This is a genomic window from Caballeronia sp. LjRoot29, assembly GCF_964252755.1.
GTDB lineage: Bacteria > Pseudomonadota > Gammaproteobacteria > Burkholderiales > Burkholderiaceae > Caballeronia.
The window spans coordinates 1-24893 of sequence record NZ_CAXUPU020000043.1; the positions used below are offsets into that span (position 1 = coordinate 1).

The 24893-nt window shown below is 58.1% G+C and carries 24 protein-coding genes; 18 read left to right on the forward strand and 6 right to left on the reverse strand.

Annotation, left to right across the window (positions count from 1 at the left end; genetic code table 11):
- The first annotated feature begins 282 nt into the window (after window positions 1-282).
- Window positions 283-1482, forward strand: a complete 1200-nt coding sequence (locus ACSQ83_RS31285; protein WP_414953824.1) for a porin — start codon at window positions 283-285, stop codon at window positions 1480-1482.
- A gap of 111 nt (window positions 1483-1593) precedes the next feature.
- Here ACSQ83_RS31285 and ACSQ83_RS31290 read toward each other — a convergent pair whose 3' ends face one another.
- A complete protein-coding gene (locus ACSQ83_RS31290) occupies window positions 1594-2487 on the reverse strand; it encodes an NAD-dependent epimerase/dehydratase family protein (RefSeq protein ID WP_436230798.1) in 894 nt (297 codons plus the stop codon).
- Window positions 2488-2696: 209 nt separating this feature from the next.
- On the opposite strand from ACSQ83_RS31290, the gene ACSQ83_RS31295 reads away from it, so the two are divergent.
- The 4 genes from ACSQ83_RS31295 to ACSQ83_RS31310 all read left to right on the forward strand — a co-directional run bounded on the left by ACSQ83_RS31295 (window position 2697) and on the right by ACSQ83_RS31310 (window position 6931).
- On the forward strand, window positions 2697-3698 hold the full coding sequence (locus tag ACSQ83_RS31295) for an ABC transporter permease (RefSeq protein WP_414953822.1): 1002 nt from the start codon (window positions 2697-2699) through the stop codon (window positions 3696-3698).
- Between the two features lie 92 nt (window positions 3699-3790).
- Window positions 3791-4711 carry a sugar-binding protein gene (locus ACSQ83_RS31300; RefSeq protein WP_436230817.1) on the forward strand — a complete coding sequence of 307 codons (921 nt, stop codon included), beginning with the start codon at window positions 3791-3793 and terminating at the stop codon, window positions 4709-4711.
- A 24-nt stretch (window positions 4712-4735) separates the two neighbouring features.
- Window positions 4736-6244 carry a sugar ABC transporter ATP-binding protein gene (locus tag ACSQ83_RS31305; RefSeq protein ID WP_436230799.1) on the forward strand — a complete coding sequence of 503 codons (1509 nt, stop codon included), beginning with the start codon at window positions 4736-4738 and terminating at the stop codon, window positions 6242-6244.
- A gap of 30 nt (window positions 6245-6274) precedes the next feature.
- Window positions 6275-6931 (forward strand): aspartate/glutamate racemase family protein, encoded by a 657-nt coding sequence (locus ACSQ83_RS31310; protein ID WP_414953820.1) that lies wholly within the window; start codon window positions 6275-6277, stop codon window positions 6929-6931.
- On the opposite strand, the gene ACSQ83_RS31315 is transcribed toward ACSQ83_RS31310, so the two are convergent.
- Together ACSQ83_RS31315 and ACSQ83_RS31320 are read right to left on the reverse strand one after the other, a co-directional pair.
- Window positions 6906-7685 carry a Crp/Fnr family transcriptional regulator gene (locus tag ACSQ83_RS31315; protein WP_414953819.1) on the reverse strand — a complete coding sequence of 260 codons (780 nt, stop codon included), beginning with the start codon at window positions 7683-7685 and terminating at the stop codon, window positions 6906-6908. The genes ACSQ83_RS31310 and ACSQ83_RS31315 overlap by 26 nt on opposite strands.
- A gap of 157 nt (window positions 7686-7842) precedes the next feature.
- Window positions 7843-8928, reverse strand: a complete 1086-nt coding sequence (locus ACSQ83_RS31320) for a tartrate dehydrogenase (protein ID WP_414969589.1) — start codon at window positions 8926-8928, stop codon at window positions 7843-7845.
- Between the two features lie 121 nt (window positions 8929-9049).
- On the opposite strand from ACSQ83_RS31320, the gene ACSQ83_RS31325 reads away from it, so the two are divergent.
- The 4 genes from ACSQ83_RS31325 (at window position 9050) to ACSQ83_RS31340 (ending at window position 12242) form a co-directional block, all read left to right on the forward strand.
- On the forward strand, window positions 9050-9961 hold the full coding sequence (locus tag ACSQ83_RS31325; protein ID WP_414953817.1) for a LysR family transcriptional regulator: 912 nt from the start codon (window positions 9050-9052) through the stop codon (window positions 9959-9961).
- A gap of 65 nt (window positions 9962-10026) precedes the next feature.
- Complete coding sequence (locus ACSQ83_RS31330; RefSeq protein WP_414953816.1) at window positions 10027-10572, forward strand: DUF1697 domain-containing protein; 546 nt, start codon at window positions 10027-10029, stop codon at window positions 10570-10572.
- 141 nt (window positions 10573-10713) lie between these two features.
- On the forward strand, window positions 10714-11226 hold the full coding sequence (locus tag ACSQ83_RS31335) for a hypothetical protein (RefSeq protein ID WP_414953815.1): 513 nt from the start codon (window positions 10714-10716) through the stop codon (window positions 11224-11226).
- A 278-nt stretch (window positions 11227-11504) separates the two neighbouring features.
- Window positions 11505-12242: a TSUP family transporter gene (locus ACSQ83_RS31340; RefSeq protein WP_414953814.1), complete on the forward strand. Its 738-nt coding sequence runs from the start codon at window positions 11505-11507 to the stop codon at window positions 12240-12242.
- 56 nt (window positions 12243-12298) lie between these two features.
- Here the strand turns inward: ACSQ83_RS31340 and ACSQ83_RS31345 are convergent, their stop codons facing one another.
- Window positions 12299-12745, reverse strand: coding sequence for an SRPBCC family protein (locus tag ACSQ83_RS31345; RefSeq protein ID WP_414969587.1), 447 nt, complete (start codon window positions 12743-12745; stop codon window positions 12299-12301).
- A 356-nt stretch (window positions 12746-13101) separates the two neighbouring features.
- Here ACSQ83_RS31345 and ACSQ83_RS31350 point away from each other — a divergent pair, with 356 nt between their 5' ends.
- Window positions 13102-13575, forward strand: coding sequence for a VOC family protein (locus ACSQ83_RS31350; protein ID WP_414969586.1), 474 nt, complete (start codon window positions 13102-13104; stop codon window positions 13573-13575).
- 89 nt (window positions 13576-13664) lie between these two features.
- On the opposite strand, the gene ACSQ83_RS31355 is transcribed toward ACSQ83_RS31350, so the two are convergent.
- Window positions 13665-14369 carry an SDR family NAD(P)-dependent oxidoreductase gene (locus tag ACSQ83_RS31355; protein ID WP_414969585.1) on the reverse strand — a complete coding sequence of 235 codons (705 nt, stop codon included), beginning with the start codon at window positions 14367-14369 and terminating at the stop codon, window positions 13665-13667.
- Between the two features lie 130 nt (window positions 14370-14499).
- Between ACSQ83_RS31355 and ACSQ83_RS31360 the strand changes: the two genes are divergently transcribed.
- The 4 genes from ACSQ83_RS31360 to ACSQ83_RS31375 all read left to right on the forward strand — a co-directional run bounded on the left by ACSQ83_RS31360 (window position 14500) and on the right by ACSQ83_RS31375 (window position 19513).
- Entirely contained in the window at window positions 14500-15417 is a 918-nt protein-coding gene (locus ACSQ83_RS31360) for a LysR family transcriptional regulator (RefSeq protein ID WP_436230800.1), read from the forward strand.
- A 171-nt stretch (window positions 15418-15588) separates the two neighbouring features.
- On the forward strand, window positions 15589-16992 hold the full coding sequence (locus ACSQ83_RS31365; RefSeq protein WP_436230801.1) for an MFS transporter: 1404 nt from the start codon (window positions 15589-15591) through the stop codon (window positions 16990-16992).
- Between the two features lie 84 nt (window positions 16993-17076).
- Window positions 17077-18072: a LysR family transcriptional regulator gene (locus ACSQ83_RS31370; protein ID WP_414969582.1), complete on the forward strand. Its 996-nt coding sequence runs from the start codon at window positions 17077-17079 to the stop codon at window positions 18070-18072.
- Entirely contained in the window at window positions 18065-19513 is a 1449-nt protein-coding gene (locus tag ACSQ83_RS31375; RefSeq protein ID WP_436230802.1) for an aspartate ammonia-lyase, read from the forward strand. Before ACSQ83_RS31370 ends, ACSQ83_RS31375 begins: the two co-directional genes overlap by 8 nt.
- Window positions 19514-19642: 129 nt before the next feature.
- Here the strand turns inward: ACSQ83_RS31375 and ACSQ83_RS31380 are convergent, their stop codons facing one another.
- On the reverse strand, window positions 19643-20071 hold the full coding sequence (locus tag ACSQ83_RS31380) for a PRC-barrel domain-containing protein (protein WP_414953806.1): 429 nt from the start codon (window positions 20069-20071) through the stop codon (window positions 19643-19645).
- A 394-nt stretch (window positions 20072-20465) separates the two neighbouring features.
- Between ACSQ83_RS31380 and ACSQ83_RS31385 the strand changes: the two genes are divergently transcribed.
- The 4 genes from ACSQ83_RS31385 (at window position 20466) to ACSQ83_RS31400 (ending at window position 24892) form a co-directional block, all read left to right on the forward strand.
- Entirely contained in the window at window positions 20466-21470 is a 1005-nt protein-coding gene (locus tag ACSQ83_RS31385; RefSeq protein ID WP_436230803.1) for an AraC family transcriptional regulator, read from the forward strand.
- Window positions 21471-21627: 157 nt separating this feature from the next.
- Window positions 21628-22692, forward strand: coding sequence for an ABC transporter substrate-binding protein (locus ACSQ83_RS31390; protein ID WP_414969579.1), 1065 nt, complete (start codon window positions 21628-21630; stop codon window positions 22690-22692).
- Between the two features lie 97 nt (window positions 22693-22789).
- Complete coding sequence (locus ACSQ83_RS31395) at window positions 22790-23593, forward strand: ATP-binding cassette domain-containing protein (RefSeq protein WP_414953803.1); 804 nt, start codon at window positions 22790-22792, stop codon at window positions 23591-23593.
- Between the two features lie 15 nt (window positions 23594-23608).
- Window positions 23609-24892, forward strand: a complete 1284-nt coding sequence (locus ACSQ83_RS31400; RefSeq protein ID WP_414953802.1) for a sugar ABC transporter permease — start codon at window positions 23609-23611, stop codon at window positions 24890-24892.
- Window position 24893: the final 1 nt, after the last annotated feature.

Consider the following 24893-nt stretch of genomic DNA (forward strand, 5'->3'; position numbering starts at 1 on the left):
CCAACCCCAAGACCAACCCCAAGACCAACCCCAAGACCAACCCCAAGACCAACCCCAAGACCAACTCCAAGACCAACCCCGACCACTAACCCCGAGTGCGAACGAAAGACCCCATCACTTCCCCGTAGCCCCCAAACCTCGCCGATCTCCAATACCGATCGTGATCTCGGAAACTGGTCTTACTTAGCAGAAATTGCACACTTACGATTCTTCGTAATCCTGCTTACAGGGCCTGGTTTTCACGTTGTTTGATCTATTTCACGATATCTTCGGAGTGGGGCGATGAAGAAACAAATCCTGGGAATTGCCGCATGCATGTCGGTGTGCGGCGTTGCACACGCTCAAAGTTCGGTGACTCTCTATGGGCTCCTCGACAACGGCTTCGTGTTCAATTCGAATTCAAAGGGTAGCCGACAATACGAATTGGGTTCCGGCAATCTGCAGGGCGATCGTTGGGGCATGATCGGCTCCGAGGATCTGGGCGGCGGGTTGAAGGCGATCTTCCGGCTTGAGGGCGGCTTCAACATAGACAACGGCACACTAGGCCAAGGCGGCGCGGAGTTCGGACGCAAAGCGTATGTAGGACTCGCGAGTCCCATGGGCACCGTGACGCTCGGTCGCCAATACGACCTGCTCGGCGACTATGTCGGCAGCTTCGAATCGGGCAACGCCGAAAAGCTGGTGACGCTGAAAGAATGGGGCAGCATCTACGGCTCGCACCCGGGCGACATGGACAACCTCGACAACACCAACCGGATCAACAACTCGATCAAGTACGCCAGTCCCAACTATGGCGGCCTGACCTTCGGCGGCTTCTACAGCTTCGGCGGCAAGGCGGGAGAGTTTACGCAGAACCAGATCTATGCGTTCGGCGCGGGCTACGACAACGGCCCGCTGGCGCTTGGCGTGTCATACGAAAACGCACGCGACCCGAACTTCTCGGTCTTCGGCTCGAATCCCAACGCGAACTCACCTACATCAACCTCGGCGCTGAATATGTCCAGCCCGGTGTATAGCGGCTTCGCGTCGGCCCATACATGGCAGGTCGTTTCGGCGGGCGCCGCGTACAAGATCGGCAACGCGACCATTGGCGGCGTGTATAGCAATGTCCAGTTCAAGGACATCGGCGCCGAGGCGGGCGCAGGCCTCAATCCGCAGAAACTGACGGGGACCGCGACCTTCAACCTCGGGGAAATCAACCTGGCCTATCTGGTGACACCGGCCTTGCAATTAGGCACCGCGTTCACCTATACACGCGGCAGTTCGATCGGCAGCATCTCCGGGGCGAGCTACAGTCAGGTGAATCTCGCGGCGAACTATGCGCTCTCCGTGCGTACGGACCTGTATGTGGTCGGCATCTACCAGCACGCGAGCGGCAAGGATTCGACCGGGAAAACGGCGGTCGCGGCAATCAGCAACCTGAGCAATTCGTCAACCGATGTGCAGACGGCGCTGATCGTTGGCATACGTCACAAGTTCTAATACGGAACGCACTCCGAAATGAGCTAGCAGAGAACGACTTCCGATCGCACGCTTGGGCGCTCGGAAGTTGTTCTAAAGAACTGCGATCCTGAAGCAAACGTAGCCGCGAGCCTATTGAGCAACCTGTTCCCTCCATCGATACTTCTGCTGCCAGCCTAACAGCCTTTTCAGCTTCTCATTGCTCAGCAGGGTCTCGAATTCGCCAAGCTGCTTCTTGACGGGCACGTTGGGATAAAACTGCTTCAACAACTCCGCCGTCGGCTGGTCAGAAGATACGTCGTCAGCTGCGACGTTCATGACCTCAAAACCAAGCCCGTCTTTTTCAATGCCAAGCCGGCATGCCGTCGCCAGATCCCGTCCATCGATATAACTCCACGCAATCCGCTTGCGCAGCCCCGGGTCCTTGGACCACGTCGGGAATTTTTGATAGTCGACAGGATCAAGTACGTTGCCAATGCGGAAGCAATAAATATCCGCGCCCGTGCGCGCATGAAACGCCTTGGCGGTGACTTCGTTGATCACCTTCGACATGGCATAGCTGTCCATCGGATCGACCGGATATTGCTCGTCCAGCGGAAAGTATTCCGGGTCCCGGTGCCGGTGTGCAAACACCACGCCATAGGTCGTCTCGCTCGAGGCAACGATTACTTTCTTGATACCCAGCTTCGATGCAGCGTCGAGCACGTTGTAGGTCGACATCACGTTGATGCGGAATACCTCATTGTCGGTGGTAATGAGGATCCTGGGAATAGCGGCAAAATGGACGATCGCGTCAATGGGCTTGGGCTCGAGATCATCGTCGAACTCTTTTAGCACGGTGGTCGAAGCCAGCGCGTTGAAAACCTGTCCTGCATCGGTAAGGTCGGTAATCAAGGTACGTGCTATGGGCTTTGCCATGGGTACGCGATCGAGATTCAACACTTCATAACCATGCGAGACGAGATCCTCGACCACCCATTTCCCGGCAAGCCCGCTGCCGCCGGTCACTATTACTCTCTTCGTCATACGATGTACTCCTGGTCTGATTGTTGGGGCTCGACGTTAGAACCAGATGTTACCTCCGGGCAGGGACAGGTTCTGTGACGAACTTCATAGTTGCGCGGCCACACGCATCAGGGACAACCCCGACACCAATGTATGACGCTCGTCACAGACACGATGGCGGACGGCAACCTACGATCTGCCTCAACGAGAATTAAATCAAGGAGACATCGGTGGCTGCAATATCGTCCAAAGAGGATTCGCAACCTGTCCAGACGCGTCTCTCCGACACGCTGCGTGGCTGGCTCAAGATCCGGGAATTGAATATTTTTTCGGTATTGCTGCTGGTCGGAATCCTGATCAGCATTTTTTCTCCTTATTTCCTGACGACGAACAACCTGATGGGCGTGTTCAGGTCATTTTCGCTGATTGCGATCATGTCCATCGGGATGATGCTAGTCATTATCACGGGCGGTATCGATCTGTCGGTGGGCTCCGTGATGGGCTTATCGTCGCTCGTGACGGCGCTTGCTTTCCAGCATGGTGCCGGTCCTGTCACGGCTGTGTTTGCAGGACTATTCGTGGGACTCGCCGTCGGCTGTTTCAACGGATTCCTGGTCACCTGGATCCAGTTGCCGCCCTTCATTGCCACGCTGGGCACATTGAGCATTGGACGGGGCCTGATGTACATGATCACCAAAGGCGTTCCGGTTACGCCTGATGTTCCGGATAGCTTCACGTTCATCGGACAAGGGTATCTCGGGTTAGTGCCGTTTCCCGTGGTCATCATGATCTTCATGACCATATGTTTTTCCGTATTGATGCGTCAGACCCGTTTCGGCCGGCACGTGTATGCCACGGGAGGCAACGAGATGGCGGCACGCCTGAGCGGCGTGCGCACCTTTCGCGTCAAGTTCATTGTCTATGCCCTTTCAGGGCTCATTGCTTCTATCGCCGGCATTGTCAGTTTCTCGCGCTTTGTCTCGGCGGAGCCGGCCTCAGGTTTCGGAGCAGAACTCGATGTTATTGCGGCAGCTGCGATCGGCGGCGCAAGTCTTTCGGGAGGCGCTGGCAGCGTAGAGGGCGCGATTATTGGCGCGGCGTTGGCGGGAATCATCGCTAACGGGGTCGTGCTGTTGAACATTGATACCTACGCACAGCAAGCCATCACCGGTTGCGTCATTCTGATCGCGGTCAGTATCGACATCTGGCGTGTCCGCCGAAAGGGACGTTGAGGAGAAGGACATTGAAACCCGCCTCTCGCTGATTTTTTAACACCACTAAAACAAAACCGGAGACAAAAATGGATATGACATTTCGCACCGTAATGAGCGTCGGCGTGGCCACCGCGGCACTATGTCTGAGCGTGTCGGCTCAGGCCAAGGACGCAAAGGATATTTCTGTCGCCGTCATTCCAAAGGTGGCTGTGCCGTTCTTCGACGACTGCAACAAGGGCGCACAACAGGCCGCCGACAAGACGGGTGTCAAGTATCAATGGGTGGTGCCGCAAAACACCCAGGGTTCGACGCAGGTAAAGATCATTGAAGACCTGATATCGAAGCACGTAGACGGCATTGCTATCTCGGTCAACGAACCCAAGTCTGTCGAGAGCGTGATGAAGCGCGCCGAACAGAGCGGCATAAAAGTACTGACGTTCGACTCTGACTCGCCCAAGAGCGGCCGGTCGATGTACATCGGTACGAACAACGAGTCGGCGGGGGAGACCATGGCCGAGACGATGGGCAAGGCACTTGGCGGATCCGGTGACGTTGCGATAGTGACCGGGCAGCTCGGTGCGGTGAATCTCAATGAACGTATCGCCGGTATCAAGAAGGGGCTGGCGAAATACCCGGGCATCAAGATTGTGGAAACACAGGGCACGGACGATGACCTCGCCAGAGGTGTTTCGGTTGTCGAGACAACCCTGCGGGCCCATCCGCAACTGAAGGGCATTTTTGGGGTAAGCCAGGTCGGTGGACCAGCCGTGTCAAAGGTGCTCAACACGAAAGAGTTCGGCGCTATGAAAGGCAAGCTCGAAGTGCTTGCGTTTGACGATCTTCCCGACACGCTAAAGGCGCTTAAGGATGGCTCGATTCAAGGGATCATGGTTCAGCGGCCTGTCACCATGGGTTCGCTTGCGGTGAACAATCTGGTGGCGCAGATCCAGGGTACGGGAGAAGCGCCTAAGGACATCGATACGGGCGTGACGGTCGTGACTAAAGATAATCTTGGAAGCTACACCAAGTAAGCTCGGTACGAGCAAGGGAGAGCCATGGCAGCGCCATTCCTGGAGATGAGGAACATTTCCAAAACGTTCCCCGGCGTCAAGGCGCTCGACGGCGTCAACCTTCAGATCCGGCAAGGCGAGGTGTTAGCACTTGCCGGGGAGAATGGGGCTGGCAAGAGCACGTTGATGAAAATATTGACGGGTGTTTATAGCCCGGATTCAGGTGGAAGCATCCTCATCGAGGGTAAGGAAATCGCGCTGCGCGATAGCAATCATGCACGCGCGTTGGGTATCGGCATCATTTATCAGGAGTTGTCGGTAGTCGAAAATCTTAGCGTGGCAGAAAACTTGTTTCTCGCCAGGGAGCCACGCAATCGCGTTGGTTTGCTCGACCGGGCACGCATGGACCGCGAAGCGAGACAGATGCTTGAAACGATCGAACTCGATCTCGACCCATCCGTGCGCGTGAGCGAATTGAGCGTCGGGCAGCAGCAGATGATCGAGATCGCCAAGGCGCTTGCGTATCAGTCAAAGGTCATCATCATGGACGAGCCGACTGCTTCGCTCAGCCATCATGAAACGCGCACGCTGCTTCGATTGATCAAGCGCTTGCGTGAGCGCAACATCGCGGTGGTCTACATCTCGCACAGGCTGGAGGAAATTTTCGAGCTTGCCGACCAGGTGACGGTGCTTCGTGATGGTCGTACCGTCAATACCTCGCCGATTGCAGACGTAACCCGCAATTCGCTGGTTCGCATGATGGTCGATCGTGAGTTAAGCGATCTATACCCGGGGTCCGCCGTGTCGCACGCAAGCAAGGAGGCTGTACTGGAAGTCCGGGACTTGTCGTTGCGGGCGGTGAAGGGCGCGCAAGCGCGGATACGGGACATCAGCTTCACGTTGCACCGCGGCGAAATCCTGGGCGTTGCGGGACTGGTCGGTTCAGGGCGTACGGAGATCATGGAGATGATTTTCGGCATGCGTCCTTGCACGGGAAGTATCGCCATCGACGGCAAGCCGGTGACCATCCGCAGTCCCCACGATGCAATTGAACAGGGTATTGGCTTCGTCACCGAAGACCGCAAGGCGCAGGGGCTCGTGCTCGGAATGAGCGTGCGGGAAAATTTCAGCCTGACCCACTTGAAGCGCTATTCACCCTTCCAGTTCCTGCAACGCGCTAAAGAAGAGAATAGCTGCAAACAATTCGTGCGCAGCCTCGGCATCAAGACGCCTGACAATGAACAGAAGGTCGTCAATCTTAGCGGGGGAAATCAGCAAAAGATCGTGATCGCTAAATGGGTCGCGCGAAATCCCAAGGTCCTGATTGTTGACGAGCCAACACGTGGCATTGACATTGGCGCTAAGGCGGAAGTGCACGCATTGCTGGCGCGGCTCGCTTCGCAAGGCATTGGGATCATTGTCATTTCGTCCGATTTGCTGGAGGTGCTTGCAGTCAGCGACAGGATCCTGATTGTTCGTGAAGGACAGTTGAATGGCGAGATGACGCGTGAGCAAGCGACCCAGGAACGAGTGATGGCCGCAGCGACCGCTTGATTTTTGATTTTACACATTGAACGGAAAACCATGACAACGATAGCTGTGATTCATACGGGACCCGTGACGGTTCTACCGATCAAGGAACAACTCAGCGAGTTGATCGCGCACGCGCGCGTGATCAACATCATGGATGACAGCCTGCTGAATGACGTCCGTACAGCGGGGCATCTGACACCGGAAGTCGCCAGCCGCATTTATAGCTACATGTTGAATGCGCAGGCAATGGGCGCGGACATCATCGTCAATGCGTGTTCTTCGGTCGGCGAGGCGACGGACTCGTTAAAAGAATTGATCCGCACGCCGATTGTAAAGATCGACGAGTCGATGGCGGAAGAGGCCAGCGCGATCGGCCCGCGTATCGGCGTGGTCGCAACCGTAGCCACTACGCTGGACCCCACGGTGCGGCTGATCCGGCGCAAGGCGGGTGAGCTCGGCCGCATGGTCGAGGTGACCGAGCGGATCGCGGAGGGGGCGTTCGAAGCGCTGCTTCGCGGGGAGGGTGCGCTGCACGACGAGATTCTCAAGCAGACAATCGTCGCGCTCGCCGATCAAGTCGACGTCGTCGTGCTCGCGCAAGTGTCGATGGCGCGTCTCATCCCCACGCTTGGCACGCTGCGTGTTCCGGTGCTGTCCAGCCCGCGCAGCGGCGTCGAAGCGGTTAAACGCGCGCTAGCGGCGCTTTGACGGCCCGAACGTTCAAGGAGGGCGCAGTGAACGATGCCGGTAACATGATCTGTTTTGGCGGCTGCTTGTTGCGCAGGAATTTCGCAACGAAGAGGGGCGTCAGAACGATCTTGCGTTCGTGCATGGCTGTCAGCCCTTCAGTTTTCAAGTCGTTGAAGTGCCGGTTGACGGATTCGCGCGATGTACCAATGAATTCGGCGAGCTTGTCTTGCGGAATAGGCAGATCGATAAGGACTGCATCTGCTTGACTTAAGCAGTCGAATTCGACGCCTATCTGACCGGCGAACATCACGAGAATGTTCGTCAGGCGTTTGCGCACGTCGTGCAGGGACAGGTTTTCGATCAGCTGCTGAGCTTCCTGCCATCGGAGGTAATGGCTTCGCAAGACGAAGTCGTTGATTACGTCGTAGCGGGCGAGCAGTTGTTTGAAATCAGCCTTGCGAATGTAGCAAATCATGCTGGGAGCAAGCGTCTGCGCATGATGGGAATAATTGGCCTCGTTCAGAACGTCGCCGTCGCCGAACAGCATGCCCGCCTTGATAAACGACAGCGTGATCTCTTGCCCGTCTTCGGTCAGCCTGAAGAGCCGGACGCTTCCGCTTTTGAGCAAATAGACATGATTGCTCAGGTCTTCAGGTCTGTAGATCGTTGTATTTTTTCGAACCGTCCGGTGATCGCTGAATGCGGGCATGACCTCATCGAGGCAATGACGTTCGATTAGCGAGAGAAGCTCGCTTTTTCCGACAAACCACATTGGAAGTCTCCTTGAACCTTGGCTCCTGAACCGGGAAGGGGCAGGAGCCGTTTCTATACATGCGTTCGCCATGATTTGCTTTACCCGTGAGGTCGAACCATCGCTTCCAACATTGCATGCAACGCATACACCGGACACACATTTCCGCCACGCAGGTTCAGGCAACCTGCGGCGCATGCGCTGCAAGAAATGCACAAACCGCGTCGGTGACTTGCCGGGTCGTCGCCGTGCCACCCAGGTCGGCTGTATGCGTTGCGGGATTCGCCGTCACGTGTTCAATAGCCGCCATGACTGCGCGTGCTGCGTCCATTTCGCCAAGATGCTCCAGCATCATGACGACCGACCAGAACGTACCGATAGGATTCGCCAGGCCCATGCCCATGATGTCGAAGGCTGAACCATGAATCGGCTCGAACATGGACGGATAGCGGCGCTCGGGATCGAGATTGGCTGTCGGCGCGATGCCGAGACTTCCGGCCAGCGCAGCAGCCAGGTCGCTCAGGATGTCGGCATGCAGGTTGGTCGCGACAATCGTGTCGAGCGTTGCAGGGCGGTTCACCATGCGTGCAGTGGCGGCATCGACGAGTTCCTTGTCCCACATGACATCGGGAAACTCCTTCGAAATTTCGAGGGCGATTTCGTCCCACATCACCATTGCGTGACGCTGCGCATTGCTCTTGGTGATAACGGTCAGCAGCTTGCGCGGACGCGACGCCGCCAGGCGAAAAGCGAAGCGCAGGATTCGTTCGACGCCTGCTCGCGTCATGATCGAAACGTCGGTTGCGACTTCGATAGGATGGCCTTGATGCGCCCGGCCGCCCACCCCTGAATATTCGCCCTCTGAATTTTCCCTGACGATGACCCAGTCGAGATCAGTCGGACCACAGCGTTTAAGCGGGACATCGATACCCGGCAGGATTCTCGTGGGACGCACATTGGCGTACTGGTCGAAGCCCTGACAGATCTTGAGCCGCAGACCCCAGAGCGTGACGTGGTCGGGGATCGCAGGGTCGCCTGCCGAGCCGAACAGAATCGCGTCCTTGTCCCGGATCGCATCGAGGCCGTCAGCGGGCATCATCACCCCGTGCTCACGATAGTAGTCACCACCCCAGGCGAAGTTTTCGAACTCGAACTTGAATTGGCCCGTTTGCGCGGCCAGCGCTTCCAGCACTTCCTGTCCTGCTGGCACGACTTCCTTGCCAATGCCGTCTCCGGGAATAGTCGCGATCCGATAACTCTTCATCTCTGGTCTCTGGAATTGGAAAACATCTGGGCATGCTAAAGCGCAATGGCGCCGCGAAACGCTGCGGGAGTTAAACTGTCTTTAACTTTGAGTTAATAATGAAGTTGCCGGCGACCTCGCAATGACCTCTCCAATTCAGGCAGAAGACTTGAGTTTTTTCTCCATCCTGGCGGGTTGTGGCAGCCTGACAGCTGCTGCGCGCGAGTTGGGATTAAGCACGGCGGCAGTCAGCAAGCACCTCTCCCAGATGGAAGCGCGCACAGGCGTCGCGCTGGTGAGCCGGACGACCCGCCGCATGAGCCTCACGCCCGAGGGCGACCTTTACGCGGCCCGAGCGCGGAGAATCCTGACTGAAATGGATGAGCTTGCGCAGCTTCTTGGCAGGGCGGCCGTTGCGCCAAGCGGGCTGTTGCGCGTCAACGCCACGCTGGGTTTCGGACGCAGTCACATTGCTCCCGCTATATCGCGATTTGTGAAGCTGTACCCTGAGGTCGACGTGCAGTTGCAGCTATCGGTCGATCCTCCTCCCCTTAGCGAAAACGCCTTCGACGTATGCGTGCGTTTCGGCCAGGCGCCGGACTCGCGTGTCATTGCCCGGCTGGTCGCGCCAAACCGGCGCCTGCTCTGTGCAGCACCGGCTTATTTCGCTGATCATCCACTGCCCCGGCATCCTCAGGATCTTGCGCAGCACAATTGCATAGGCATACGCCAGGGCGACGATGGCTACGGTATCTGGCGGCTGACGACGGGGCGGGGCGGGGAGGAGAAAGCCGAGGTTATACGCGTCCGGGGCAACCTCACTACGAACGATGGCGAGATCGCTGTGAAATGGGCGCTCGATGGTCACGGCATCCTGATGCGTGCAGAGTGGGACATCGCCGAGTATTTGCGCGACGGCCGATTGATACACGTATTGCCGGCTTACCGGACGCCCGATGCCGATATTTATGCGGTCGTTCCGCAACATCTGCAAACAACGTCACGCGTTAAGTCGTTCGTCGATTTCCTCATACTTGCTTTGCAAACTAAATAAAGATTGAGCAACGTCCAAGTTCGATCAAAATTGTTTTCGCTCTCTTCTCGCGTCGTTTAGACAAAGTGAATAAACACGTCGCCTTCTTTCGTAACTTGAATCTCGGACGACCGAATTGCCCGACCAAGGTCCAGTTCGAAGAAGCGTTCGTGGCCGCCGGCGCAGCGTCAGCGTCTTCGTTCCTGACCAATGGCACGATGGTTTTCACAACAGGCTCTGGCAGACAAGCGCTTAGGGTGTTCAATGATGCTTGCGAGATTCTTCATGGGACGTGTGGGCTTGAAGAGCCGGGCTTCATGCGCACCATCGAGTACCTGACTCAGCTCATCGCTCTGGAGCCCTTCGTGGAAATCGATCCCGGTAGCGTCCACGCCTGTTGTGCGTCCTTCCTTCATGCAACAGATGGCTTGTCCGTTGCACAGCTACCCCTTGAGTCCGGACGTCGCGACGTAAAGGTGCTTCAATTGACTGATTCCGAGGCATTTAGTGTCAGTATCAAGGTCGGAAATTCGACAGGAAGTCCGAACGCATTTCTCGAAAAGCGCCTAGGCGTTCCTGTTACCACACGCAGTTGGAACACCATTGTTCGCCTCGTGCAAAAGCATGCCTAAGCGCTTACAGGGTTGCCGGGTTCATGCTCATTTGTCCGCAACAATGGGAGCTAGATCCGGCTCTGAGAAAGCTCGCTCACGCGGTGGAATGGGATACGCATTTCCGGTGTAGAGTTGAGCATCATCGACTTGAGTCCCCCCATGTCCAAACCTACGCCCGATCAAGCCAGCCAGGAGACCGCTCGTCTCGTGCTTCGTATGGATGCCGCCATTTCAGCATTCAGGGCTGGGCTAAAGTCGGGGGTGCAAGCACTCGATGCAGCGAGCCCGATTGACTCGCAACTCTCGTCATCGTCGAGCGGCAATATGCCAGCAAGCGGGTCGGGTCTGGGAGAGCGTCGTGTGCCTCGTCGGCCGAACAAGGTGGAACTCGCTATCCTCACGGCGCTTGCCGACACCTACGGCGCCGAGATGCTGACCAATTCCTCCCTTGGCTACGTTTTGCGCGTCTTTGCAAGGGGCGGCGGCGTTGCACTCGTGCAGCGCTTGCTGTTCGGTGAGTCGGCGTCGGACCAGCAGTTGTCGCTGATGCTAACGGCGGCTCGCACTGCGCTCACACAAATCTCAACGGTTTTCCCGGACGTGTTTTTCGCGGATGCCAACGCCGTGATTGCGGGCTTTCGACCGCGGCCGCCGACGGGATTTTCCAGCTAGAGCGCAAAGAAACAAGCGAGCGCATGCCGGCATGGTTTCGGCGTCAGCGAGGCAACGATCGCGCTAACGTTTGCGCAACCAGTGAGCCGAACCACTTAGGCGATGCATCCACGCAGCCGCGCTAAAATAACGGCGCTTCAAAACGCTAAGCCATAAAATGGGGTCGCTGCATATTGCAGGGCGGCTGCGGCACTTCTCACGCGACATCTTTCATTCACACGGCGGCTCAAATCAATTTCACTGACGGCGTTCTCGGCGCTAGCCTTCATGCGCTCACTATGCCCGAAGTGCTCGGGGTCGTTGTCGCACTCGTGCTTGGCGGCATGGTCAAAGGGATTGTCAGTATCGGCGTGCCGCTTGTCGCCATGCCCATATTGAGTCAGTTCTTGCCGATCAAGCAGGCAGTACTGCTTCTTTCAATGCCCATCATTCTCGGCAATATCCCGCAAGCACTGGAAGGCGGTGAAATGCTGCCGACGGTTCGCCGTATTGCGACTCCGCTGATTGGTACCGTCCTGGGAAATATCGTCGGCGTAACGGTCTTGATTTCACTCGCACCGCATCGCGCGCAAGCCGCGGCCGGTTGTTTGCTGATGCTTGCCGCGCTGTTGTTGCTCGCGGCGCCTAAGCTCACGCTATCGCCTCGCTCGGCCAAGCCCGCGGGCCTTGTGTTCGGATTTGGTGCGGCCGTGATGGAAAGCATTGCGTCGGTTCCCGGCCCTTTGCTTGCGATGTACCTGATCGCGACAGGCGCAACAGGCAGGGCATTTACGAAACAGATCGCAATCATCCTTGTTGTATCCATCCTCACCCTGATCCTCACGTTCAGCGGAGGCGCTCATACGAGTCTTAGCGATATTGCTATTTCGACGGCGGCAAGTGTTCCTGTGATTATCGGCATCCTGCTTGTGCGGCCGCTTCGCGACAAACTGCCGCCGGGCGCATTCCGCATGTTGGTGCTGCTTTTTGTACTTGCCGCGGCGTGTCAGATGATCTGGAAGTCGGGCATTTTGTAAGGTTGCAGAGGCTCATGGCGATGCAGGCGCCCAAGCGTCCTCAATCCGTCACTTCATCAATCCGGGATATCGGGCTCGACCAGCTTTGCCAGTTGGAGAAGCGACTCCTGCCAGCCGAGGTAGCACATCTCCACGGGAATGACTTCGGGTATGCCCTCCTGGACGATGTTGAGCTCGGTGCCGCAGGACACTTGCCGCAATGAAACAGTGACGTCCATCTGGCCGGGCAGGCTTGAGTTGTCGAATCGGTCCGAATAGCGGATCTTCTCGAACGGCACCAACTCAGCGTACTCGCCGCCGAACGAGTGGCTGTTGCCGGTGGTGAAGTTGCGGAAGGACATCTTGTGTGTGCCGCCTACGCGGGCATCCAGGTGGTGGACCTGACAGGTGAACCCGTAAGGAGGAAGCCACTTCTCTATTGCATCGACTTCGAGAAAGGCCCGATAGATGCGTTCGGGAGTCGCGCGCAAGACGCGGTGCAGACGGACGGTTCCAGTAGTCATGGTGTGAATGCCTTTCGGTGGAGAAGTGGAGTGAAGAAGTGGGGCATAACCCTACGACGATTCGGCGGCGTCCGTATCGACATGAATCAAGGTCGGTAAAAACCCCTGGGCATCGATAAATTCCATTCGCACCCGATGTGTCCTTCTAGTATGGTGGGCGCCACTTCGGCGTTCACGGATACGATCCGCGATATCCGGGGTGGACACCGCATCGCATCGCATCGGCCTGGTAAAAAAATGAATCTTTTTTCCCTGCCGTGTCGAATTGGACGGTCTTCGTTCGTCGCCTCAATAGCAGCATGCGATTTGCCTGCCCATTCATGCCCGTTCAATCAGACACTGACAGGAGCTTTGCCATGACGATTCAAAAGATCACGCCGTTTCTCTGGTATGCCGAGGAAGCTGAGGAGGCCTCTGCTTTCTATGCAGATATTTTCCCGGACTCGCGTGTCGTCCGGGTCACTGCGGTGACGAGTGCCGGTTCAACGAAGCTTGTCGAATTCGTGCTCTTCGGGCAGCCTTTTTTCGCCATGAGTTCTGGGGGAGGCGACGCGTTTAACCATTCGGTGTCTCTAGTGGTCAACTGTGACGATCAGGAAGAACTCGACCGCTATTGGAACGCCCTTCTCGAGGGCGGCGGTTCGCCTGAGGCATGCGGCTGGCTGAAAGATCGCTTCGGGGTGTCATGGCAGATCATTCCCTCCGATCTCATCCCGATGATGTCGGATCCTGATCCGGTAAGGGCCACGCGCGTTGCAGAAGCCATGATGAAAATGGTGAAGTTCGATGCCGCCACGCTGAGAGCCGCTTATGCCGGAACCGGCGATTAACGAGGGGATCTGAAATAGGGTGAGCGGAGCCGCTAGCATCCGAGCCTCAGCAACCAGAGGATGCCGTAACGTGTAATTTTCGGCCGCGCTCACCAGGGAACGACGCGTCCCAGGTAGTCCAGGTAATGCAGCCCGGAGCGCCCTTCGTAAGCCTCCATCGTGTTCAGCAAGTTCGGGATACTTTCCTCGATACTCAGACGCCCCTCAGGACCGCCCATGTCTGTTCGCACCCATCCAGGCGCCATCAGTAACAAGGTTCTCGCGCCGTCCGGGTGACGTGCAGCGAAGCTACGCATGAACATGTTGAGCGCAGCCTTACTGCCCCGGTAGACCTCATAGTTGCCGTTAGTATTGTTAGTCAGGCTGCCTTGCCCGGATGACATCAAGCCGATCGTTCCGGCCGGCTGCACGAGATCCTGAAACGCCTCTATCGCCCTCATCGGACTCAACGCGTTCGTCACCATCACGCGTACGAATTCCTCGGTCGAGACATCGGCGATCGTTTCACCATCATTGTTTTTGACGCCCGCGTTCACGAAGAATAAATCCAGTCGTCGATCCTTAAGGCGGCTATGCAACGCGGTGACCTGCTCAGGAATCGTGATATCGACTGTTTCAACTTCCAGCGCACCCTGGCTGCTTGCCGAGAGTTGGCGCAGCTTGTCCATTGAACCCTCGCGGCCAGTGGCGATGACTTGCCAGCCGCGCTTCAGATATTCCTCGACCATCGCGAATCCGAGACCCCGGGATGCGCCAACGAGGAGGACAGTTTTCTTCGGAGATGTGTCTTGCATTGATCGTTCCTTAAGTCATGAGTCGAGACATCGAATATAGCGATCAGAGATACATGGCGGAAGGCGCAGCAGTTGCATTTATAACGTGCAGCAGACGCCATGTCTCAAGTTGATGATGCTACGATGAGGCATGACAGAACCCGATCTGAATCTACTCATCGCGCTCGATGCATTGCTCACCGATGGCAGCGTGGTCGGTGCCGCGCGTCGGCTGGGATTGAGTGCCTCGGCAATGAGCCGAACCTTGACCCGGCTTCGCGAGGTGACCGGTGACCCGTTATTAGTTCGAGCGGGGCGCGGCATGGTATTGACTCCCCATGCAGAGGCACTGCGTCAACGCACTCAGAATGCGGTTCATGAAGCACGTGCCGTACTTCGTCCCTCAACAACGGAACCGGATTTTTCAACGTTGCAGCGGACCTTCACCATTCGCGCGAGCGACGGTTTCGTGGAGGCTTTCGGTGCCGCCCTGATCGCGGCGGCGACCGCGGTTGCGCCGCGCGTGCGTTTGCGTTTTGCGCCCAAGCCCGAGAAGACAGCGGCATATTTGCGCGACGGCTCCGCTGATCTTGAGATCGGTGTATTGAGCGACATGGGGCCGGAAGTTCGTGTGCAAGCGTTATTCCGCGATCGGTTTATCGGCGTTGTCAGGCAGGGTCATCCGCTCGCGATGGAGCGTGAGGTGACAGTCGAACGGTACATCGCCTTCGGTCATGTCGTCGCTTCACGACGCGGTCGAACAACTGGACCGGTTGATGAAGCGCTAGCGGCTTTAGGGTTCGAGCGAATGATCGTCGCCGTGGTTCCGAGTTTTCCCGCCGCGCTCGCTGTAGCGCGAGCCTCCGACCTGATCGCGCTCGTGCCTGCGTCTCAGGTAAGCAAGCAGCCCGAACAGCAAAGGTTGCTCACGTCCGCCTTCGAGCTTCCCATTGCGACCGAAGAGATTACGGTATCGCAGATGTGGCATCCGCGGTTAGAGGTCGATCCTGTCCACCGATGGCTTCGACAACTGACGCTGGCTGTATGCCGTGAGCGTTTGCCTTTGTGATGCAATGGAGGGCATAAGGCAATGCGCGCGCTCAACTTCAGCCGCCGCGTGACAGAGTATTAGCTTTCTTGATACTGCCGCCAGACATGCTGTTTTCTTGAATTTGACTCCGTACACTTGTTTTCAAGGCGACGAACCGCGCCGCGATAACAAAGGTTTCAGGAGACAAAAGTGAGCAAACAGATATTGCTGGAGGATCTCCCTCTACGCCGCTTCCATCTGCGCGTTGCGTTCAGCGGCACCGGTGGCCAGTTCAGCGATGGCTTCGTGCTGGGGATCATCGGCATTGCGGTGAGCATGGCATCCGTGTCGCTTCATTTGACTCCGCTCTGGATGGGGTTGCTTGGCGCTGCGTCCCTCGCGGGCCTGTTTCTCGGGAGCATGTTCGCCGGTCCGATTGCGGACAAGTACGGCCGACGCACCATCTTCGCCTTCGACATGTTGTTGTTCGCCATCATCTCGGCGGCGCAATATTTCGTGACTTCGCCGGCACAGCTGTTGGTCCTGCGCCTGCTGCTGGGCTTGATTCTTGGTGCGGACTACGTAGTAAGCAAATCGCTCGTGACCGAGTTTTCGCCACGCCGTTACCGCGGCCGCTTGCTTAGCGTACTTGCCGCCGCATGGGCTGCGGGCTACGTCGGCGCCTACCTTATCGGCTTTGTCATCCGTGACATTGGCCCTGACGCATGGCGAATCATGCTGGCCGCAAGCGGGATCCCGGCACTCCTCATTCTTCCGTTCCGCCTGGGTGTGCCCGAGTCGCCTATGTGGTTGATGAAACGCGAGCGGCGCGACGAGGCGCTTGCAATCATTCGTCGCAAATTCGGACCTGAAGTCATCCTTCCTGACTCGTCACGCGTGTCTTCGTCAGCAGCGTCTCAGCAACGACGCGGGGCGTGGTCGCAATTGTTCTCACCGCGCTGGCGCAAGAACACGCTGGTTGGTTGTGTGTTCTACACCTGTCAGGTCGTGCCGTATTTCGCGCTGGGCACGTTCTCCCCAAAGGTGCTCCAGGCCTTGCAGGTCAAGGACAACTTCGTAGGAGGGCTGATTTATAACGTCTTGCTCTTCGCGGGAGCGATCGTCGGTCTTCTGATCGTCGACAAGCTGTCGCGTCGCGCCTTCCTCATTGGCACGTTCTACCTCGCAGCGGTCGCCCTGGCGATCCTTGCTTACGCGGGATTCGGGCCGATAGGAACCATGATCGCGTTTGGTCTCTTCGCCTGCATTCTTTCAGCGGCCGCGAATCTTGAGTTCGTGTATCCGCCCGAACTCTTTCCGACTGACCTGCGCGCATCGGGGGTTGGGCTGGCAGTTGCCTCCAGCCGGTTTGGTTCGGCCATCAGCACGTTCCTTCTTCCGTTAGCGATGCAGCACGTGGGCATTCATTCGGCACTCGGTGTATGCGTCGGCGTATTAGTGTTCGGGGGTGTCTTTTGCCACGTATTTGCGCCCGAAACGGGCACCGAAAATCTATCGGACATGAGGTCCGGGCAAGGTACTGAAAGCGAATCTGCAATGGGCGACGAGCAGGGCGCCGCGCTTGCGGCTTTTTCAGACGGCAACAGGAAGTGACTACCCTTGATGCTCCGAAGAAGCGACGCGCCAGATGACTTATCCTGCGGTGTCATGCAAGGACAACATTTAACCGGGCCCATCATGTCGCTGAACAAGCCAATCGATATGCACGCGGTACAAGTCTTCGTTGCCGTCGCGGAAGAGGGCAGCATGTCCGGGGCGGCGGCGCGGATGGGCATTTCTCAATCGGGTGTCTCCCAGATCATCCGGCAACTCGAGGAAGAACTCGGCGTCGTGCTCGTCAATCGAACCACTCGCCCGCTGGCGCTGACGCCCTTCGGCATCGCGCTGCGAAACCGCGGTGCGATATTGAGTGAGGAAATCGCGAACCTGAAGGCACAGGTCGTTGAAGCAGGGCAAGGGATCAAGCCGGACCTGCGTATTGGGCTGGTCGACTCGTTTGCGGCGACATGCGGGTCGGTCTTCACCAAGCGCCTGCTGGGGAAGGTTTCAAGGCTGTCCATACGCACTGGGTTGAGTCCGCAACAGGGCGAGGCATTGTTACGCCGGGATCTGGATCTTGTCGTCACGAGCGACGCGCTGATGGATGCCAACGACGTAGTGCGGTACCGGCTCTTTTCAGAGCGATATCTTGTCATCACGCCAAGGGACGCGCACATGTCCGTGCGGACCGTCGACGATGTTCGGGCGCTGGCAAACTCGCTGCCGATCGTACGTTTCAACCGGACCTCGCAGGTTGGGATGCAGATCGAGCGATACCTGCGCCGGATCGAACTGCGCATGCCGATCCGTCTGGAACTCGATAACGCCGATGCGCTGACGTCGATGGTCGCTGAAGGGATCGGATGGGCAGTGACCTCGCCAATGTGCCTGCTGCAGGGCGCAGCGCATGCGAGTCAGGTGGTAACTCATGTGGTGGACAACCTGGGACTCGAGCGGTCGCTTTACCTGGTCGCGCGTCGTGACGAATACAGCGCGTTTTTCGAGGACGCGTGCGAGACGGCACGCGAGGTGATCGAAACGTTTTTCCTGCCCAGGCTGAAAGCGTTGGGCAGCGGGATTGAAGAACTGATTGTTGTTGGTGAAAGCAATGTTGAAAGGAACTCACATGAATAAGCTTGTTTATAACGAATCACAAACCGAATCACAAACCGAATCACGAAACGATTCACGGACCGAACGCGACTACGTTGGCGAAGTCACCATACCCGGCGACAAGCTGTATGGCGTCAACACGGTAAGAGGCGTTGAAAATCTCAGCGTCTCGCCGCTCGGCATCGCGCACTATCCACAGTTCCGGGACGCGTTTGCACAATGCAAGTGGGCCGCCGCGTTGGCGAATCGTGACAATGACGTGCTGACTACCCAGCAGTGCGAAGCGATCATGCTCGCGTGTCGGGACGTCATAGCGGGGCGGTTCGATGATTCGCTTATCGTTGATCTGCTGGAAGGGTCCGGCGGTACGTCGACGAATATGAATTTCAACGAGGTCATCGCCAATCGGGCGCAGCAGCATCTGGGACAACCGTCCGGGTCATACGATGTTATCCACCCCAATGACCACGTCAATCGTTCGCAATCGACCAATGACGTTTATCCGGCGGCGCTGAAGATAGCAACGCACGCGATGCTTGAGCCGCTCATCGCGGAGATAGTGCAGCTTGCTGCGCACTTCGACACCAAGGCAACGGAATTTGCCGACATCCTCCATCTCGGCCGAACCTGTCTGCAAGATGCGCAGCCGATGCGGCTGGGACAAGTCTTCGGCGGCTACGCATCGCTTACGCGGCGTCTGGCGGAAGAACTCGCGGCCGTACGCGACAAACTCCGCACGCTTCCGCTTGGCGGTACTGCGATCGGCACGGGGTTTGGCGCACCGGCAGGATATCGATCGGCTGTCTATCGGCATCTGTCCAGCATCACTGGCGTGGACTATACGGCGCCGTCAAATCCCTTCGACGCGATGCAGAATATGGACGTGTTTTCTCGCGTTTCAGCCGAACTGCGCACCTGCGCCGCGTCTCTCGCGAAGGTCGCGTCGGATCTGACCGTGCTGTCATCCGGCCCGGTAGGGGGCCTTGGGGAACTGCATCTTCCTGAGGCTCAAGCGGGCTCGTCCATCATGCCGGGCAAGGTCAATCCGGTCTTGCCAATGGCCATGATCCAGTTGAGTTTCGCTGTTATCGGGAATGACGTTGCGGTCGCTCAGGCGGTTCAGTATGGGCAACTCGAGATCAATCACTTCGAGCCCGTCGTGGCGTCTCGCGTGTTCGACAGCATCATGCTGCTGACCAACGGCATCCAACGATTCGCGCAGAAGTGCGTAGCGGGTATTACAGCCGATGTCGCGCGAAACGAGCAGCACCTGATGGATTCGATGGCCATGGCAACCGCGCTCGTGCCCAAGCTTGGATACGCTCGCGTGAGCAAACTGGCTCGCCAGTCCGTCGCGGAAGGTCGCCCGCTGCGCAGCATACTGGACGAGTCCGGGCTGCTGGCCAAAGACGATACGCTGGCGGCCATTCATGAGGCCTCGTATCCGGTCTTTGGCGCGTAAGCAAACTTTGCTGGTAATGGTCGTCGCTACGCCCAAGAAAAAAACCGCGCTAGTTGCTAAGCGCGGTTTTTTTATCCAAGGCTGGCGGGGGGCTCGCAATAAGACTAAGTGCACCCTTTGTCGCCAGCTTTACTGAGCCTGAATTTTCCGTGGCTTCGGCGGCGTTTGTACCTTGCTGTACTGGAACTCCGGTGTGTCCTTCAGTGCTTCCTTCGTTGCGCCTGCCAGATAGAAGTTGCCATTGCGGATGTCGAGCGACGCAATGGGAACGGCGACGTCATGCGTGGCGACACCCAGGAAGCCGCCAGTTCCGATGACGGCTGCCGAGACTGTCGTATCCGGCGAAATGACCAGGTCGATGATGGAGCCGATCTTCTCGTTCTTATCGTTGTAGACCGATTTCCCAAGAATGCTCTTCTTGGCGCTCCAGCCCTGCAGCAATGCTTGCGACTGTTGAACCGTCACGGACAGCGGCTGGGTGCCGGCCACTTGTGCTTGCGCACCCATGCTTGCCGCGCCAATCAGGGTTGCAACCGTCAGGCTTTGCCAAATTTTCATATCGAGTTCTCATATCATTAGGGTCAGCGGTATGCGCAATTTGCGGGCCTGGCCGGAACGTTTCGTCCTTTGGTGCTGTTAACCCCATTCCTAGCCGGTCCGACGCTTGCCGACCTTGCGCTCGGATGCCTTATTCAGCGCGGCAATGAGCGCCTGTTGCAGGCATCCAAGCGCATCTTCAACAGAGATCGCTTGATCCGCCCCTAAAGCTGTTGCGTTGCACAAAAGTTGACTCTTGAGCCACTACGGACTTACCCGAATGCAAATTAGTATCAGTTTTCGGTTTCAATTTCAGTGGTGAAATAGTCGTCACAGGGCTAACTTGCACACATGGCGTGGCGCAATGTGGTCTATGCGAACCGCCCCAAAAAATAGCGGGTCAGGAGGAAGACAGATGGACACCATTGCGAGTGCTGCGGCGTGTCAATGCGGAACGTGCGGTGATTGCCGCGCCGCTCGTACGGACGCCCGGCGCGCCAACATTGTCCAGCCGGATCTGGAACTGGTCGCCGTGCCGCGCGACGAGTCGTTCAAGGTGTGGTCGCACGGTTATCCGTATCGAACGGTGCGCTGGCACTTTCATCCCGAATACGAAATCCAGGTCGTTACATCGACGACGGGAAAATACTTTGTAGGCGATTACATCGGCAACTTCGCGCCCGGCAATCTGGTCATGACAGGCACGAATCTGCCGCACAACTGGGTCAGCAATGTGTCGCCGGGCGAGCGCGTGGATGAGCGCTGTCTCATCCTCCAATTCGATGCCGAGGTCGTCGCTAACGCCATCAAGGTGTTTCCGGAACTTAAGTGCGTGGAGTCCTTACTCGATGCATCGCGCTGGGGTGTGCTGTTCACACGGAAAACAGGAGCGGCCGCCGAACCCATCATGCGCGAGATGCTGGGCGCGCAAGGCATGCGGCGCATCACGCTGTTCATCGAGTTGCTTGACTTGCTCGTGCACAGCGCAGAACAAACCAAGCTCGCCAGTGCCGCGTATCGTGCGGACCCGGCGCGCTATGCCGAGACGCGCATCAATCACGTGCTTTCCTACATTGGCAAGAACCTGTCGCAAGAGTTGCGCGAGACCGAACTGGCCGAACTCGCGGGACAAAGCGCCAGCGCTTTTTCGCGATATTTCCGCCGCCATACCGGCGTGCCGTTCGTGCAATACGTGAACCGGTTGCGCATCAACCTTGCATGCCAGTTGTTGATGTCGGGTGAACTGACTATTACCGATATCTGTTATCAGGTCGGCTTTAATAATCTCTCGAATTTTAACCGTCAGTTCCTGTTGCTGAAGGACATGTCGCCGTCGAAATGGCGCGCGTATCAGCAGCTTAACGCGGCGAGCGCGACTGAATCATCGGACGCGGCGGAGGCTCTGGAAGAGCTTGGTTAGCGCATGTTTTTGCGGGTGAGGGTGTTGGCAAAAACAAAGAGAAACTAATTTGTACTACGGAGTAACTGAATTTCCCAGCAAGACCGCAGCAACACCGCAGCAAGTTCCAGGCACGGCAGCATCTGCGCCGTCATTTTTAAAAAAATGGAGACATTCGATGACCAGACTTTCGAACCAACTGATCGGCGCCGGCGTGCTGAGCCTTGGCCTCAGCTTTATAGGCAGTACCGCCGCGTTGGCCGCGCCCAGTGGCACGGTCGCCTTCCTGATGCCCGACCAGGCATCGACACGCTACGAACAGCATGACTTCCCCGGTTTCAAGGCCGAGATGGCGAAGCTCTGTCCCGACTGCAAGGTGCTCTACCAGAACGCCAATGCCGACGTCGCGACGCAGCAGCAGCAATTCAACTCGGTGATCGCGCAAGGCGCGAAGGTAATTGTCCTTGACCCGGTGGATTCCACGGCTGCCGCATCGTTGGTTCATATGGCACAGGGTCAGGGGATCAAGGTTATTGCCTATGACCGGCCTGTGCCATCGACGCCGGCCAACTACTACGTATCCTTCGACAATGAAGGCATCGGCAAGTCGATCGCCGAGTCGCTCGTCCAGCACCTGAAAGACACGGGCGTACCGACATCTAAAGGCGGCGTGCTCGAGGTCAATGGTTCGCCGACCGACGCGGCGGCGGGACTGATCAAGAAGGGCATCCATGCCGGCCTGGCGGGCAGCGGTTACAAGACGCTGGCTGAATACGACACGCCGGACTGGGCGCCGCCCAAGGCCCAGCAGTGGGTTAGCGGCCAGATCACCCGCTTCGGCTCGCAGATCGTGGGTGTTGTCGCTGCGAACGATGGCACGGGAGGCGGCGCCGTCGCGGCTTTCAAGGCAGCAGGCGTGAATCCGGTGCCGCCGGTGACTGGTAACGACGCGACGCTTGCTGGACTGCAACTGATCATTGCAGGCGATGAGTACAACACCATTCTGAAGCCGAGCGAGATCGTGGCGGCTGCGGCGGCGAAGGTGGCTGTCGGCTTCCTGTCCGGCCAAACCCCGAAGGGCGAAACCACGCTCTTTAACACGCCGTCCCAGCTCTTCAAGCCCGCGGTCATCACGTCGAAAAACATCAAGGCGGAGGTCGTCGACAAGGGCTTCGCGAGCGCCAAGGACCTGTGCACCGACCGTTATGCCGACGGCTGCAAGAAGCTTGGCATCACGAACTGAGCTGTCTTGAACTGAACTGCGCAAACTGATCCGGCGCGACGCCGGGCGGGATCCGGCTCGTGCCGGGTCCCTCTACTCTTAATGAGGTATCCGTCCCATGACTGACGACTCCACAACACGATCCAGGCGCGGTGAGCTGGTGCTCAGTCTGCGCAGCGTCTCGAAGCACTTCGGAGCGGTCTCGGCCCTGACGGACATCGAGCTCGACGTGCATGCGGGCGAGGTGGTCGCCCTCGTAGGCGACAACGGCGCCGGGAAATCGACACTCGTCAAGGTGCTTGCCGGTGTACATCAACCGAGCGCCGGTACGATCACGTTCGGCGGCAAGGAGGTCACGCTGTCCAATCCGGGCGCGGCGCTCGATCTCGGCATTGCCACGGTGTTTCAGGACCTCGCGCTCTGCGAGAACCTCGATGTCGTCGCGAATATTTACCTCGGACGCGAACTGAACCCGATGCGTCTCGACGAGGTCGCCATGGAGGTGAAGGCGTGGACGCTGCTGAACGAGTTATCGGCCCGCATTCCGAGCGTGCGCGACGTGGTTGCGTCGCTATCGGGCGGGCAGCGTCAGACGGTGGCGATCGCACGTTCGCTGTTGCTCGATCCAAAGCTGATCATGCTCGACGAGCCAACGGCAGCGCTTGGCGTAGCCCAGACCGCCGAGGTGCTGAACCTGATTGAGCGGGTGCGTGACCGCGGCCACGCCGTCATCATGATCAGTCACAACATGGAAGACGTGCGCGCCGTGGCCGACCGGATCGTGGTGCTGCGGCTTGGCCGTAATAACGGCGTTTTCTATCCCGACTCCTCGAACCAAGAGCTGGTGGCCGCGATTACCGGCGCCACCGAGAACGCCGTGTCGCGCCGCGCCGGCCGTCGTCAAGCCGAACAGAGCGTCTAGACCCAAGGAACGATCATGAGCAACGAAATGCAAGGCACTCCGCCGCGTGAAACGCAAGACGCGCCTAAGCCGGCCACGCTCCTCGACCGCAGCGATGTCCGCGTCAAACACGCGACCGGGGTCGGCGGCGCCGTTTCCGCCTTCGTCGAACGCGTGCGCTCGGGCGATCTGGGGTCTCTGCCCGTCATCGCGGGCCTCGTCATTATCTGGACCGTGTTCACGAGCCTGAACCCGGTATTTCTCTCCGCTAACAACCTCGTGAATTTGCTGTTCGACTGCTCGACAGTCGGCGTGATTTCACTGGGTATTGTCTGCGTGTTGATGGTGGGGCAGATCGACCTCTCGGTGGGTTCGATGAGCGGTTTCGCTTCGGCGCTCGTAGGCATGCTCTGGGTCAATCATGGCTGGCCCGTGCTGTTGGCCATTGTCGCGGCCATCGCGGTGGGCGCGTTCGTTGGCGCTATCTACGCGGTGCTTCTGAACCGGCTCGGCATGCCGAGTTTCGTCGCAACGCTGGCAGGGCTGCTCGCGATCCTCGGCATGCAGTTATACGTGCTGGGCGCCACCGGATCGATCAACCTGCCCTACGACTCCGCGCTGGTGAATCTCGGGCAACTCATCATCATCCCCGCCGCCATTTCGTACCTTCTCGCGCTGGCGCCTGGCGTCGTGATGATGCTGCTTGGATTACGTACCCGTGAGCGCCGCCGCGCGTCCAACCTCTCTGCACCCTCGGTGGGCAGCCTGCTCGTGCGCAGCGTGGCGCTTACCGTTTTGCTTGAGGCTGTGGTCGTGTACCTTAACCAGGGACGAGGCGTGCCGCTTATGTTTGGCGTCTTCCTCGGCCTCGCGGTGGCGATGGACTACGCGCTCAAGAGGACACGATGGGGCCGGTCGATGAACGCAGTCGGCGGCAATCACGAGGCCGCGAGGCGGGCCGGCATCAATGTCAGCGGCATCTATATGAGCGCCTTCGTGCTGTGTGCCAGTTTCGCCGCGCTTGGCGGCGTGCTGACCGCGGCACGGCTCGCCTCGGCCAGCCAGCAGGCCGGCAGTGGCGACGTGAACCTCAACGCCATTGCAGCAGCGGTGATTGGCGGTACGAGTCTTTTCGGCGGCCGCGGCAGCGCCTATTCAGCAGTGCTGGGCATTATCGTGATCCAGTCGATCGCAAGCGGCCTGACGCTGCTTAATCTGTCGTCCTCGCTGCGCTTCATGATCACCGGCGCGGTGCTGGCGATTGCGGTGATCGTCGACTCGCTTGCCCGGCAGTCTCGCGTCTCGCATGGCCGTGCGTAAA

Bases quoted from the DNA above. Each gene is read 5' to 3' on its own strand.
- ACSQ83_RS31285 (WP_414953824.1), top strand. From the start codon at position 283: ATGAAGAAACAAATCCTGGGAATTGCCGCATGCATGTCGGTGTGCGGC.
- ACSQ83_RS31290 (WP_436230798.1), bottom strand. From the start codon at position 2,487: ATGACGAAGAGAGTAATAGTGACCGGCGGCAGCGGGCTTGCCGGGAAA.
- ACSQ83_RS31300 (WP_436230817.1), top strand. From the start codon at position 3,791: ATGAGCGTCGGCGTGGCCACCGCGGCACTATGTCTGAGCGTGTCGGCT.
- ACSQ83_RS31305 (WP_436230799.1), top strand. From the start codon at position 4,736: ATGGCAGCGCCATTCCTGGAGATGAGGAACATTTCCAAAACGTTCCCC.
- ACSQ83_RS31310 (WP_414953820.1), top strand. From the start codon at position 6,275: ATGACAACGATAGCTGTGATTCATACGGGACCCGTGACGGTTCTACCG.
- ACSQ83_RS31315 (WP_414953819.1), bottom strand. From the start codon at position 7,685: ATGTGGTTTGTCGGAAAAAGCGAGCTTCTCTCGCTAATCGAACGTCAT.
- ACSQ83_RS31320 (WP_414969589.1), bottom strand. From the start codon at position 8,928: ATGAAGAGTTATCGGATCGCGACTATTCCCGGAGACGGCATTGGCAAG.
- ACSQ83_RS31325 (WP_414953817.1), top strand. From the start codon at position 9,050: ATGACCTCTCCAATTCAGGCAGAAGACTTGAGTTTTTTCTCCATCCTG.
- ACSQ83_RS31335 (WP_414953815.1), top strand. From the start codon at position 10,714: ATGTCCAAACCTACGCCCGATCAAGCCAGCCAGGAGACCGCTCGTCTC.
- ACSQ83_RS31340 (WP_414953814.1), top strand. From the start codon at position 11,505: ATGCCCGAAGTGCTCGGGGTCGTTGTCGCACTCGTGCTTGGCGGCATG.
- ACSQ83_RS31345 (WP_414969587.1), bottom strand. From the start codon at position 12,745: ATGACTACTGGAACCGTCCGTCTGCACCGCGTCTTGCGCGCGACTCCC.
- ACSQ83_RS31350 (WP_414969586.1), top strand. From the start codon at position 13,102: ATGACGATTCAAAAGATCACGCCGTTTCTCTGGTATGCCGAGGAAGCT.
- ACSQ83_RS31355 (WP_414969585.1), bottom strand. From the start codon at position 14,369: ATGCAAGACACATCTCCGAAGAAAACTGTCCTCCTCGTTGGCGCATCC.
- ACSQ83_RS31360 (WP_436230800.1), top strand. From the start codon at position 14,500: ATGACAGAACCCGATCTGAATCTACTCATCGCGCTCGATGCATTGCTC.
- ACSQ83_RS31370 (WP_414969582.1), top strand. From the start codon at position 17,077: ATGTCGCTGAACAAGCCAATCGATATGCACGCGGTACAAGTCTTCGTT.
- ACSQ83_RS31375 (WP_436230802.1), top strand. From the start codon at position 18,065: ATGAATAAGCTTGTTTATAACGAATCACAAACCGAATCACAAACCGAA.
- ACSQ83_RS31380 (WP_414953806.1), bottom strand. From the start codon at position 20,071: ATGAAAATTTGGCAAAGCCTGACGGTTGCAACCCTGATTGGCGCGGCA.
- ACSQ83_RS31385 (WP_436230803.1), top strand. From the start codon at position 20,466: ATGGACACCATTGCGAGTGCTGCGGCGTGTCAATGCGGAACGTGCGGT.
- ACSQ83_RS31390 (WP_414969579.1), top strand. From the start codon at position 21,628: ATGACCAGACTTTCGAACCAACTGATCGGCGCCGGCGTGCTGAGCCTT.
- ACSQ83_RS31395 (WP_414953803.1), top strand. From the start codon at position 22,790: ATGACTGACGACTCCACAACACGATCCAGGCGCGGTGAGCTGGTGCTC.
- ACSQ83_RS31400 (WP_414953802.1), top strand. From the start codon at position 23,609: ATGAGCAACGAAATGCAAGGCACTCCGCCGCGTGAAACGCAAGACGCG.